This window comes from Xanthomonas protegens (genome assembly GCF_038442435.1).
Lineage (GTDB): Bacteria > Pseudomonadota > Gammaproteobacteria > Xanthomonadales > Xanthomonadaceae > Xanthomonas_A > Xanthomonas_A sontii.
Genome location: NZ_JAQJCQ010000004.1, coordinates 219,270 through 231,222, shown reverse-complemented (window position 1 = coordinate 231,222; position 11,953 = coordinate 219,270). Strand labels below are relative to the sequence as shown.

Annotated in this window: 15 protein-coding genes; 8 read left to right on the top strand and 7 right to left on the bottom strand. The window is 68.8% G+C overall.

The window, feature by feature from the left end; translation table 11 throughout:
* Positions 1-257: 257 nt before the first annotated feature.
* From PIQ37_RS07240 to PIQ37_RS07225, 4 genes are all read right to left on the bottom strand, one after another.
* Complete coding sequence (locus tag PIQ37_RS07240) at positions 258-1,025, bottom strand: endonuclease/exonuclease/phosphatase family protein (RefSeq protein WP_160961706.1); 768 nt, start codon at positions 1,023-1,025, stop codon at positions 258-260.
* A 25-nt stretch (positions 1,026-1,050) separates the two neighbouring features.
* Positions 1,051-1,902 carry a thiol:disulfide interchange protein DsbA/DsbL gene (locus PIQ37_RS07235; RefSeq protein WP_267086332.1) on the bottom strand — a complete coding sequence of 284 codons (852 nt, stop codon included), beginning with the start codon at positions 1,900-1,902 and terminating at the stop codon, positions 1,051-1,053.
* A 105-nt stretch (positions 1,903-2,007) separates the two neighbouring features.
* On the bottom strand, positions 2,008-2,649 hold the full coding sequence (locus tag PIQ37_RS07230; protein WP_017910536.1) for a thiol:disulfide interchange protein DsbA/DsbL: 642 nt from the start codon (positions 2,647-2,649) through the stop codon (positions 2,008-2,010).
* An 85-nt stretch (positions 2,650-2,734) separates the two neighbouring features.
* Complete coding sequence (locus tag PIQ37_RS07225) at positions 2,735-3,556, bottom strand: c-type cytochrome (protein WP_342072936.1); 822 nt, start codon at positions 3,554-3,556, stop codon at positions 2,735-2,737.
* 128 nt (positions 3,557-3,684) lie between these two features.
* Between PIQ37_RS07225 and yihA the strand changes: the two genes are divergently transcribed.
* A complete protein-coding gene (yihA, locus tag PIQ37_RS07220; protein WP_342072935.1) occupies positions 3,685-4,308 on the top strand; it encodes a ribosome biogenesis GTP-binding protein YihA/YsxC in 624 nt (207 codons plus the stop codon).
* 121 nt (positions 4,309-4,429) lie between these two features.
* Here yihA and PIQ37_RS07215 read toward each other — a convergent pair whose 3' ends face one another.
* The 3 genes from PIQ37_RS07215 to PIQ37_RS07205 form a co-directional block, all read right to left on the bottom strand.
* Positions 4,430-5,422: an MBL fold metallo-hydrolase gene (locus PIQ37_RS07215; protein ID WP_342072934.1), complete on the bottom strand. Its 993-nt coding sequence runs from the start codon at positions 5,420-5,422 to the stop codon at positions 4,430-4,432.
* A gap of 106 nt (positions 5,423-5,528) precedes the next feature.
* Positions 5,529-6,359, bottom strand: coding sequence for a helix-turn-helix transcriptional regulator (locus tag PIQ37_RS07210; protein ID WP_342072933.1), 831 nt, complete (start codon positions 6,357-6,359; stop codon positions 5,529-5,531).
* A gap of 35 nt (positions 6,360-6,394) precedes the next feature.
* A complete protein-coding gene (locus PIQ37_RS07205) occupies positions 6,395-7,090 on the bottom strand; it encodes a VIT1/CCC1 transporter family protein (protein WP_342072932.1) in 696 nt (231 codons plus the stop codon).
* Positions 7,091-7,312: 222 nt separating this feature from the next.
* Between PIQ37_RS07205 and PIQ37_RS07200 the strand changes: the two genes are divergently transcribed.
* The 7 genes from PIQ37_RS07200 (at position 7,313) to PIQ37_RS07170 (ending at position 11,939) form a co-directional block, all read left to right on the top strand.
* Positions 7,313-8,677, top strand: coding sequence for a glutamate--cysteine ligase (locus PIQ37_RS07200; RefSeq protein WP_342072931.1), 1,365 nt, complete (start codon positions 7,313-7,315; stop codon positions 8,675-8,677).
* A 26-nt stretch (positions 8,678-8,703) separates the two neighbouring features.
* Positions 8,704-9,093 carry a hypothetical protein gene (locus PIQ37_RS07195; RefSeq protein ID WP_342072930.1) on the top strand — a complete coding sequence of 130 codons (390 nt, stop codon included), beginning with the start codon at positions 8,704-8,706 and terminating at the stop codon, positions 9,091-9,093.
* 3 nt (positions 9,094-9,096) lie between these two features.
* Positions 9,097-9,411 (top strand): hypothetical protein, encoded by a 315-nt coding sequence (locus PIQ37_RS07190; RefSeq protein ID WP_342072929.1) that lies wholly within the window; start codon positions 9,097-9,099, stop codon positions 9,409-9,411.
* Positions 9,412-9,559: 148 nt separating this feature from the next.
* Complete coding sequence (locus PIQ37_RS07185; RefSeq protein ID WP_342072973.1) at positions 9,560-10,381, top strand: DUF2199 domain-containing protein; 822 nt, start codon at positions 9,560-9,562, stop codon at positions 10,379-10,381.
* 117 nt (positions 10,382-10,498) lie between these two features.
* Positions 10,499-11,080: a hypothetical protein gene (locus tag PIQ37_RS07180; RefSeq protein ID WP_342072928.1), complete on the top strand. Its 582-nt coding sequence runs from the start codon at positions 10,499-10,501 to the stop codon at positions 11,078-11,080.
* 57 nt (positions 11,081-11,137) lie between these two features.
* Positions 11,138-11,467 (top strand): hypothetical protein, encoded by a 330-nt coding sequence (locus PIQ37_RS07175; protein ID WP_342072927.1) that lies wholly within the window; start codon positions 11,138-11,140, stop codon positions 11,465-11,467.
* Between the two features lie 100 nt (positions 11,468-11,567).
* Positions 11,568-11,939: a hypothetical protein gene (locus PIQ37_RS07170; protein ID WP_342072926.1), complete on the top strand. Its 372-nt coding sequence runs from the start codon at positions 11,568-11,570 to the stop codon at positions 11,937-11,939.
* Positions 11,940-11,953 lie beyond the last annotated feature (14 nt).

Genomic DNA, 11,953 nt, shown 5'->3' with positions numbered 1-11,953 from the left:
GATGGCACCTTGCGGGAGCGCGTGTGCGCTCTCGCAGGGTGTTGCCGATGCGATAGGCCAAGCCTTGATGCGGTTTGACTGTGGTGGCAGCATGTTGGAGGCGCCATTCTCGCGATGCGCTTTCGCAAATGCGTCGCGGCTGAAGCCGTTTGCGTCTCGCTCGTGAAGTCGCGAAGCGCAGGTCTGCCGAGCACGTCGGGCGCGTCGCGTCGGGGCTGAAGCCCCTCCCACATGAGATGCTGGTGTGGCGCTGTGCCTCAGCGCAACAAGTGCTGCGGCACTTCGATCTCGGTGGCCACGGCGAGGTGGTCGGAGAAGGCGGCGGGCACCGCACGCTGTTCGTTGCAGCGCAGGCCGTCGCTGACCAGGATGTGGTCGATGGCGCGCTGCGGGCGCCAGCTCGGGAAGGTCGGCACCACGCAGCCCGGCGGTTGCAGCCGGGTGCGCTGGTACAGGAACTGCATTTCCGGGCGGTCGGCGACGCAGTTGAAGTCGCCCATCAACACCACGTTGGGATGATCGGACAGCAACTCGGCGATGAAGGCCAGCTGCGCCGCGCGCGAATTGGCGCCCAGCGACAGATGCGCCACCGCCACCGCCAGGCCTTCGGCGCCGTTGCCGAACTTGGCCAGCAACACGCCGCGCCCGCCGAGCCGGCCGGGCAGGGCGTGGTCCTGCACTTCCACCGGCTCCAGCCGGCTGAGCAGGCCGTTGGCGCTGGAGGCCACGCCGCCCACGCGGCGGTTCGGCTGGTGGCTCCAGTAGTTGAAGCCGGCGCGCTCGGCCAGGTAGTGGGTCTGGTTGGTGAAGCCCGAGCGCAGGCTGCCGGGGTCTGCTTCCTGCAGGCCGACGATGTCGTGGTCGCTGGCCAACTGCGCGATCGCGTCCAGGCTGCTGCGCTTGCGCCCGGCCGGCAGCGCGTGCGACCAGCTGCGGGTCACGTAGTCGCTGTAGCGGCGCGTGCTGGAACCGGCCTGGATGTTGGCGGTCAGCACGCGCAGGGTGCGGGTGGCGGGAGCGGTCACGGCGGTGCGGCCCGGCGGTCGGCGCTTACTTGGCCATCGCCGCGCGTTCGCGCGCGATCAGGTGATCGGCCACGCGCAGCATGTCGTCGTAGCTCTTGCCCTTGACCAGGTACTTGCCGTTGATGATCAGCGACGGCGTGCCGGTGATGCCGCTGCGGGTGGCGAACTGCTTGGCGCGGTTGGTCTTGGTGGCCACCGCGAAGCTGCCCATGGTGTCGGCGAACTGCTTCGGGTCCACGCCGTACTTGGCATAGAAGTTGGCGATGTCCTGCACCGAGTCGCGGCCGCGCTCGCCCTTCAGGGTCTCGTCGACATGGATCGCCTTGTACAGCGCCTCGTGGGTCTTCTCCTGCACGCCCAGCGCCTCGGCGGCGTAGAACGCGCGGGCGTAGTCGTCCCAGGTACCGCCGAACATCGCCGGCACATAGACGAAGCGCACGTCCGACGGCAGGCCGGCCTTCCACGGGCCGATCAGCGGCTGGAAGCGCGCGCAGGCCGGGCAGACGTAGCCGAAAATCTCGGCCACCTCGATCTTGCCGTTGGTCGGCTGGAACGGCTGGCCGCCCGCGATGTCGACGTAGTCGGTGCCGGCGACCGGCTCGGGGCCGTTCGGGGTCTTGGCGGCGACCGGCTTGGCGGCGGCGTTGTCGGCTTCCGTGGCGGCAGGCTGTGCAGCGGCATCGGCGGTGGTGGCCGCGGGCGCGGCCGGCGTCTCGGCAGGCGCAGCGGCGGCATCGTTGCCGGCGGCGGGCGCGGCAGCCGGGGCGGCAGCGGTGCCGGAGGCAGGGGCGACGGCGTCGGCAGTGCCGTCCTGGGCCTTGCATGCCACCAGGATCGGCAGCAGGGCCATCAGGGTCAGGGCGAAGCGGGTCTTCATCGGCGACATCTCCAGCAGGATGGGGGACAAATGCCGGACGCACCGCAAGCGCGGTCCGGCCACCCCGTCATGATGCCATGGCGCGGATGAAGCGCCGTACGCCGATTACTTGCCCGCGCGCTCGCGGGCGATCAACGCGTCGGCGATGCGCAGCATGTCCTCGAAGTTCTTGCCCTTGACCAGGTACTTGCCGTTGACGATCAGCGCCGGGGTGCCGGAGATGTCGGCGCGCACGGCGAAATCGCGCGCGGCCTTCACCTGCGCGGCGACCTGCGGGCTCTGGTAGGCGGCGATGAAGGCCTGCGGCTTGACCCCGAAGCCGGCGTAGAACGTGGCCAGTTCCTCCGGCGCCACGTTCTGCACCGGCACGCTGCGCTTGTCGTGGATGGCCTCGAACATGGCGCGGTGGCTGCGGCTCTGCACGCCCAACTGCTGCGCGGCATAGAAGGCGCTGGCGAAGTTGTCCCAGTAGCCGCCGAATGCCGCCGGCACCAGGGTCAGGCGCACGTCCTTGGCCTGCTTGCCGGCCCATTCTTCCAGCAGCGGCTCGAAGTGCGCGCAATGCGGGCAGGTATAGCCGAACACTTCCACCACCTCGATCTTGCCGGCCAGCGGCGCGAACGGCTTGGGATTGGCGATCAGCGTGTAGTCCTCCCCTTCCACCGCGGTGGCGGACTTGGGTTGCGCGCAGGCGCTCAACGGCAGCAGGGCGAGCAGGCACAACAGCAGGCGGGGCAGACGGTTCATGCGATCTCCAATGGCAAAAACGAACGCCGGTCGTCGGGACCGGCGCGAAGGGGAAACGGGCCGGCGCCGCCGCGGCGGCGCTCGGTCAGGATTGTTGCGGTGGCGCCGGCTGCTGTGGCGTCGCCGCGGCCGGGGCCGCCTGCGCGGCGGCCGCGTCGTCGGCGCGGTCGTGCAGGCCCTGCAGGTAGCTGCCCAGCGCCTTGATCTCCTGGTCGGTCAGCGGCTTGGCCACCTGCGCCATGATCTTGAACATCGTCGGATCGCGCTCCTGGGTGGTGCCGGCCTGGTACTCCTGCAGGCGCCGCGCCACGTAATCGGCGTGCTGGCCGCCCAGATGCGGATAGGCCGGACCCGGGTTGCCGGCGCCGGCCGGGCCGTGGCAGGCCATGCACGCGGGAATGCCGCGGGTCGCGTCGCCGCCGCGATACAGCTGCTGGCCGACCTCGTAGAACTTCATGCCCGCGTAGGGACCGTCGGCGATCACCGCGTCGTCGGCGATGCCGGCGCCGGCCTTCTGCGTGGCGAAGTAGGCGCCGATGTCGCGCATGTCCTGCGCGCTCAGCGGCTGCACGAACGGCACCATCGCCGCGACCGCGCCGCTGGTGCGCTCGCCGTGGGCGATCAGCGCCATCTGCCGCGCGCTGTAGCGCTCCACCTGGCCGGCGATGCGCGGATACATGGCGATCGCGGGGTTGCCGTCCGCGCCGTGGCAGGCGGCGCAGGCCGCGGCCTTGGCCTGGCCGGCCTTGGGGTCGCCCCAGGCGGCCTTGCCGATGTCGCCCTCCAGCGGCGTGGTGCGCACCGGCGCGTGGTCGGGAATGGGAACCACCGAGGTCTGCGCGAACGCGACCGCGGCGGCGACGGAAACCGCTAGACCGGCAAAGGCAAGAACGCGAGCGTGGCGCATTGCTGAAGCTCCGTATGACCCGACCCCGCGGCTGCCGGACGGCGACCGCACTCGCGCGATTATCGGCATGCCGCGGCCCGGCGGTCAACGAAGCCCGCCCGGGGCCCTGGACGTGCGATCCTAGGGGGATGTCGCTGATCCTCGAACGTGCCCACTATCTGTTGTCCGCCCACAATGCCCGCCAGTTGCCTGACGACGGCGGCTGGGAAGTGGCGTTCGCCGGCCGCTCCAACGCCGGCAAGTCCAGCGCGCTGAACGCGCTGACCCGGCAGAACGCCCTGGCCCGCGTGTCCAAGACGCCCGGCCGCACCCAGCAGCTGGTGTTCTTCCAGGTCCAGCCCGAGCGCTACCTGGTGGACCTGCCCGGTTACGGCTACGCCAAGGTGCCGCAGGAACTGCAGGCGCACTGGCAGAAGTTCATCGACACTTATTTCCGTACCCGCGAAGCCCTGCGCGGGCTGGTGGTGGTGATGGACATCCGTCATCCGCTGAAGGACTACGACCGGCAGATGCTGGGCTACGCCGCCCAGCGCGGGCTGCCCGCGCACGCGCTGCTGACCAAGGCCGACAAGCTTGGTCGCGGCCAGCAGGCGCAGGTGCTGCAGCAGGTGCGCAAGGAGCTGACCAGTGCGTTCGGCGATACGGTCAGCGTGCAGACCTTCTCCGGCGAGACCCGCCAGGGCGTGGACGAAGCACGCGGCATCGTCGGCCGCTGGCTGGGGCTGGAGACGGAGCCGACTGCCGCGGAGTGAGCGCGGCGGTGCTGGCAGCCAAACTCCGCGAGACGCTTCGCGCCGGACCCTCACCCCAACCCCTCTCCCGGTGGGAGAGGGGCTTGCGGCCGTTCTTCGCTCCAACGTTAGAAAACCAGCCTCAAGGCGCGGCCGGCAACGGCGAGAACTCGGTCGGCACCCAGGCGAATGCCTCACCCTCGCGCCGCACGTGGCCCAGTCCCGGGAATGGCAGGTGCGCGCCGGCCACCCACCAGCCTTGGTCCGCGGCCTGCGCCAGCATGCGCTTGCGCGCGGCGATCGCCGCGGCGCGGTCGCTGTCGGACTCGAACGACGCCTGCGGCTGCGCGAACTGCACCGCGTGGTAGTGCACCAGGTCGCCCCACACCAGCAGTTGCTGCCCCGCACCACCGTCGAAGCGGTACGACACGTGCCCGGGCGTGTGGCCGTGGGTATCCAGCGCCACCGCGCCGCCGGGCAGCGCGTCGCCGGGGCGGAAACGGCGCAGCCGCTGCGCAGCCTGGTATGGCGCCACCGCCGCACGCGCCAGCGGGAAGGCGAAGCGCAGTGCCTGCGGCGCCCCGGCCTCGCTGGCCGGGTCCAGCCAGTACGCCGCGTCGGCGGCGCTCAGCCACACCGTCGCCTTGGGATAGGCGAGCTGGCCCTGTGCGTCCAGCAGGCCGCACAGGTGATCGGGATGGGCGTGGGTGAGCAGCACGTCGTCGACCTGTTCGGGCGCGTAGCCGGCCGCGCGCAGGTTGGCCAGCACCTGGCCGAGCCCGGGGCCGAAACAGGTCGCGGTGCCGGTGTCGACCAGGGTCAGGTGCGTGCCGTCCTGGATCAGATAGGCGTTGACCGCGGTCTGCAGGCCCTTGTCGTTCTCCGGCACATAGCGGTGGTCGAGCAGACGTGCGATCGCCTCCGGCGGAATGTTCGCCAGCTCCGCGCGCGATAGCGCCACGGTGCCGTCGAACAGGGCGGTGACGCGCAACCGGCCGATCGCCTGGCGATAGACGCCGGGCACCTGCGTCTGGGCGCTGGCCGGCGCGGCGGCGTGGGCGGAGGACGGCAGCGTCAGCGCCGCGCTGGCGCTCAGGGCCAGCGCGCACAGCGCGCGCAACGGGAACACGGACATGGGATTTCCTGGCAGAGCGGCGTGCGCCGCGGTAATGACATGCTGCGCCGGCGCCGCTGCGCGATTCGCTCATTCCGCTGCGCGCGGCGCTCAATGCCGGCTTGGCTCAGTTGCCGATGCTGGCAGGATCCAGGCCATAGCGCTGCTGGAAGCGTTGGCTGAAACTGCGCACCGAGCGGTAACCGGCGTGCGCGGCGACCGTCTTCAACGGCCAGCGCGTGGTGTACAGCAGTTGCATCGCGTGCGCCAGGCGCGCATCGGTGAGCAGTTCGCGCAACGACGTGCGTTCGCCGGCCAGGTGCCGGCGCAGGGTTGCGCCGCTGAGGCCCAGACGCTCCTCGATGTCGCGCGAACGCCAGTCGCGTTGCGGCTGCGCGGCGATCAGGTCGCGCACCTGCGCGGCCACGCTCGGCGCCGGCGGCAGTAGCAGGCCGCCGTGGCCGCGCCGGCACAGCGCCAGCACCAGGGTCGCCAGCGCCAGCCGCGCCTCGGTGTAGCGGCCGTCCTGCAGCGCCTGCCGCCATTGCAGCAGGGTGCTGCCGAACTCCTCGGCGCGCAGGCGTGCGAGCTCCGCGCCGGCGGCAGGCAGCGGTTCGTTCCACAGCACGCGCGCGGCGCTCAGCGCTTCCTCGCACAGCGGCACCAGCACGCTCAGGTACAGGCCGCTGTGCGGATCCGGGATGTTGACCACATCGATGCGGCAGCGCCGCGTCACCAGGAACAGGTCGCCCGGCACGAAGTCCAGGGTCTGTGTCGCGGTGCGCACCTGCTTGCGTCCCTGCAGCAGGATCGCCAGGTGCGGTTGCGGGATCTCCACGGAGCGCGCGCCGTGCTCGCGGCGCGCGGTGATGCAGGCGTAGCCCTCGGCCTGCGTGCAGTCGGCCAGGCTGGCCAGGCGCGCCAGCAGCAAGGCGTCGGGGGAAGTGGTGTCGGCCATGGCAGTGATGCTAGCGCAGCGCGGTGCGCGCCCGCTCAGACATGCACACCGAACACATGCCCGATCGCACCGCTGGCGAGCATCGCCGCCGCGCCCCAGAACACCACCCGCACCGCGCCGCGCAGGCCCGAGGCGCCGCCGGCACGCGCGGCCAGCGCGCCGGTCAGCGACAGGCCGATCAGGGTCGCCGCGCCGGTCACCCACAATTGCCGGCCGTCCGGCGCCAGCCAGGCGGCCACGATCGGCAGCGCCGCGCCGGTGCAGAACGCGGCCGCCGATGCGGCCGCCGCCTGCAGCGGACGCGCACGCAGGCTCTCGGTGATGCCGAGTTCGTCGCGCGCGTGCGCGCCCAGCGCATCGTGCGCGGTCAACTGCTCGGCGACCTGGCGGGCCAGGCCGGGGTCGAGCCCGCGCTGGCGATAGATCGCGGTGAGTTCGTCCAGTTCGCTCTGCGGATCCTCGTGCAGTTCGCGGCGTTCCAGCGCCAGGTCGGCGCGCTCGGTGTCGGCCTGCGATTGCACCGACACGTATTCGCCGGCGGCCATCGACATCGCGCCGGCGACCAGGCCGGCGATGCCGGTGGTCAGTACCGTGGCCGCCGACGCGCCGCTGCTTGCGACGCCGACCACCAGGCCGGCCACGGACAGGATGCCGTCGTTGGCGCCGAGCACGGCCGCGCGCAGCCAGCCGGCGCGGTCGCTGCGATGGCGTTCGGAGTGGGTCGGGCGCATGGCGCTGCCTGCGGCGGAGCGGGAAGGAGACCGCAGCCTAGCCGAGCCGGCGCCGCGATCGTTTGCTGCGTCTCACTCTCGACGCCGTCAGCGGCGCGGCCATGGAATGCTGCAGTGCCGCCGGTAGCGACGCGGGCCCCGCCCCCGGCACGCTATAGTGCGGGCCTTGCGATGGCAGGGGATGGTCCCCACATCGCCTCACCCGCCGTGCGAGTCCTGCCCTTGTCGAGCCCCAGCCACGTTGCCGAGACGCCGATCACCGACCGCGCCGAACTGGTCGAGGTGCTTGCCTCCGGAGAAAAACCCGAAGCGCAGTGGCGCATCGGCACCGAGCACGAGAAGTTCGGCTTCCGGCTGGACGACCTGCGGCCGCCGACCTTCGACGGCGAGCGCGGCATCGAGGCGCTGCTGCTGGGCCTGACCCGCTTCGGCTGGGAGCCGGTGCGCGAAGCCGGGCACACCATCGCCCTGCTGCGCGATGGCGCCTCGGTGACGCTGGAGCCGGCCGGTCAGCTGGAACTGTCCGGCGCGCCGCTGCCGACCATCCACGACACCTGCGTCGAAGTGGGCAGCCACCTCAACGAGGTCAAGCAGGTCGCCGACGAACTGGGCCTGGGTTTCCTGGGCATGGGCTTCCAGCCGAAGTGGCGCCGCGACGAGATGCCGTGGATGCCCAAGGGCCGCTACCAGATCATGAAGCACTACATGCCCAAGGTCGGTTCGCTCGGCCTGGACATGATGACGCGCACCTGCACGGTGCAGGTCAACCTGGATTACGCCAGCGAAGCGGACATGATCAGGAAGTTCCGCGTGTCGCTGGCGCTGCAGCCGATCGCCACCGCGCTGTTCGCCGACTCGCCGTTCGCCGAGGGCAAGCCCAAGGGCTACCTCAGCTACCGCTCGCATATCTGGACCGACACCGACGCCGACCGCACCGGCATGCTCGACTTCGTGTTCGAGGACGGCTTCGGCTACGAACGCTACGTCGATTATCTGCTCGACGTGCCGATGTACTTCTCCTACCGCGACGGCACCTACGTCGACGCCAGCGGGCAGAGCTTCCGCGATTTCATGCAGGGCAAGCTGCCGGCCTTGCCCGGTGCGCTGCCGACGCTGCGCGACTGGTCCGACCACATGACCACCGCGTTCCCGGAAGTGCGCCTGAAGAAGTACCTGGAAATGCGCGGTGCCGATGCCGGTCCGTGGGGCCGGTTGTGCGCGCTGTCGGCGTTCTGGGTCGGCCTGCTGTACGACGATGCCGCACTGGACGCTGCCTGGGACCTGGTCAAGGATTTCAGTCTGGTCGAACGCCACGCGCTGCGCGACGGTGTGCCGAAGCAGGCGCTGAAGCTGCCGTTCCGCAACGGCACCGTGCAGAACCTGGCTGCCGAGGCGGTGAAGATCGCCCTGTCCGGCCTGCGCAGGCGCGCGCGCCTGAACCGCGACGGCCAGGACGAATCGCGCTTCCTCGAACCGCTGGTGGAAATCCTGCATGGCGGCGAGACCGCGGCCGAGCGCAAGCTGGCGCTGTACCACGGCGCCTGGCAGGGCGACATCGACCACGTGTTCCGCGAGTTCGCGTACTGAGCGCCGCGCCGCACGCCCGCAGGACGATGACCGCGATCGGTGACATGGCGGGCCTGTTCCAGGGCGAGCCGAGCAGATGGGGCGGCCGTGGCGATCCGTATCTGTGGGAAGAGATGGCGTCGACCCTGGCCGGCGTGCCGCTGCCGGCGACGTCCGTGCAGTGCGAGGCGCTGCTCACCGACACCTTCGCGCGCCTGGTCGGCACGGCGCTGGACGACGCATCCGTCGAGTCGGTCTTCGTGCCGCGCCTCAGCCATGGCGGCATGTCCTCGGGATACGTCAGCCTGGTGTTCTGGCGGGCGACCGCACTGCCGCTGTTGCTGGCGCGTCATGCCGAGGCTGTGGCGCAGCGACATGCGGCCGGCATAGCGCCGCAAACGCCGCCATGGTGGCGACGGTTATGGCCTTCGCGCTAGACCTTGCTGCCGTCCATCCGCGCTCTGGTCACGTCCCAGGCCGGGCAGCCACGCGCCGATGGAGTGCTGCTGTACGCCGCCACTGACCTGGCCGAACGCCATGCGACCTTCGAGGTCGCGCGCTGCCTGCCGGGCCATGTGCTGATCGGCGACGACAGCGGTGGCCAGGGCGTGCCGGTTGCGTTGACCGGACCGGCGTATCCCGTCTTTCTCTGCGATCTGGGCGCCCTGGCCGAGGCAGAGCGCGTGCCGCTTGCGGCGTCGTTGCCGGAACGGATGGCGGCGGGAAGCCTTTTTTTTCGTAGCGTCTTCGTCTAGCGTTGGTTGGCGTGAAGCGGGTGACTTTGGACTGCTCAGTGGCCTGGCGCACCGTCGACAGGAGGGCTGGAGATCGGTGCATTCCAATGCATCCTTGCAGGGCGGATACTGGGAACTGAAGTTTTTCGAACGGTCCCTGGGGGGAGCTATGGCGGGACATGACGTTGTGTGCACGAGCTGTGGGGAGGTGCATCAGGGATTGCCGACGGATAGGGGCTTTGGATTGCCGGATGAGGTCTTCGCGCTGTCCTATCTGGACGCCTACCGCCGTGTCCGTTCCAACGCCGATCTGTGCACGCTGGACGAGCGGAGATTCTTTATTCGGGGCGTCCTGGAAATTCCGTTTTTGTATCGGGAAGACGCATTTGCCTGGGGGCTTTGGGCCGAGGTGTCGAAGCAGGATCACGACTTCTATGTGAACAGCTTCAATGACGCGTCGGTGCAAGGCAGGGTGTTTTCGGGAACGCTCGCCAATACCATTCCCGGGATGAACGCTACCGCGGGGCTGCCTGTTTCGATCGAGTTCCAGGATCCGGCGAGCCGTCCCACGTTTGTCTTTCCATCATCCGCAGACCATGTGCTTGCCGTGGATCAGCGAAATGGCATCAATGAAGCGCAGCACCACCGCATGCTGGAGTTGTGCGGGCATTTCAAGGACTCTCGACGTATGGACGTCGCTCAGCAGGCTTCTTCTTGGGAGGTCGCACCAATTGGGGAAGGTGCAGAGCGTTTGGTGTCTCGCAATCCGGAAAGTGCCGCGATCACGTCTTGGCACTTCTACAAGAATGCCGCAGGCTTCTTCGGCTTTGTGTCTCTTTTCGTCTATTGCGGCATTCTGCTCGCGCTTGGACCAGCTGCAGGCGCGGTGTTGTTCATTGCATTGGGAATGCTTGCCACCTTCTTGATATCGGTGCGGTCGGGCAAACGGCTCCTGCTGCTCCGGCGCATGCGGATGGCGCAACGTCGATAGCGCTTTGCATCGGCTGGCCTGGTTTGCGGCCTCGCGTCTTCCATTGACACGCCTGAATGGTGATGACGGTAGCCACGAGGCAGGCGACAATGCAGCATTCGTCTTCAGGGGGACGTCATGCACCAAGCGCCGCCGCGATCCAGCTTTGTCACCATCCTGGCCTGGATCTTCATCGCACTCTCCGGTTTCGGTACGGTGGCCGGCCTCATGCAGATCTTCGTTCTGTTCGCCGTGTTCGATCACGTGGAGTTCGCCGACATGGCACGGAGGCTTCCGCCAGGGATGCCGCCCACGATGGCCTTAATTTTTTCCAACTTTCGTTGGTTGTTTCTTGGAACTGCGCTGTTTTCAGTGTGGACCCTGGCGAGTTCTATCGGGCTTCTGCGACGGCTGAGTTGGGCGCGGTGGTGTTTCATCGCGGCCATGTTGCTGGTGATCGCATGGAACCTGGGCGGCGCGGTCGTGCAGGTGCAGATGATCGCTTTCATGCAGAAGCAGCTCGCTGTTGCACAGATGCACGGCGCGCCGGACATGCAGCCGATGCTTTGGGCCATGTCGGCGATCGGCGTGGTCTTTGCTGCGGCTTTCGTCGCCCTGCATGGCTGGATCATCGCGCGCTTGCTTTCACGGCCTGTCGCTGCCGAGTTTCGACGTTCATTGCCGACGATGGGCGGCAGCGACGCGCCACCGACGCGTTGATCTGCAGTTTTTCGGGTGTTGCAGTCAACGGTGCTTCAGGCAGGGAAGGAGGATTCCATGGTGCGTGCGGATTGGTTCGAATCGAAATGGCGATGGCTCAAGCGATTCGCGGGCGCCGCTGGACTGGGAAGCGTGCTCATCGTCGCTGGCTGGAGCGCGGAGCGCGAGGTGGTTGTCGCTGTCGGAGGGCTGCTGGTGGTGCCGCTCCTGCTCTGGCTGTTCATCATTCCGATCCTGCACTGGAAGGATCGCTATGTGGGCGAACGCAGTGGCGCGTGGGGTGCACTGCTGGTGTTAGAGACTTCAAACTGGTCGAAAATGCTCTATTGGTATCGACATGTGTTGCCCGATTGGCGGCGCACGGGGCGCTACGAGCATGTGCCGTGATGGCGGTGTCCGCTGCATGAGGGTGTTGCCTTCTACGTTCGGCCAGAGACTTCACGACCAGGCGTGCGCGATGCGCTGTCGCTCGTCGAGTCGCTTCGCAATGAGCGCACTTCGCATCGTTCGCACTCGCCTTGCCACCTGCCTTGCGACGCGCAGCGGTTCTCGGCGCCATTGTGTTGGTCTGGTCGGCGTTCTGGCCGCGTCGCTCGGCTGCATGGCATCCGCGCATGCGACCAGCCAATGCCCGGCTGAGTTCGGTCCCAAGGATCCGCTCATCGATCTGCTTGGATGGGCCGTGGTCGCCAGCGGCGTGGTGCTGGGCGGCTGGCTGTGCGTGCATGTGGTGCGGCGCTCGCGCGGGCTGCGCCGATGGCGGCGGGTGGCGGTCGTGCTGGCCGGCGTCGTGGCGATGCTGCTGCTATGGGGTGGCGGCCTGGTGCTGGCGATTGCGTGGTTCTTCATGCGGTGCTAACACTGCCGGCCTCG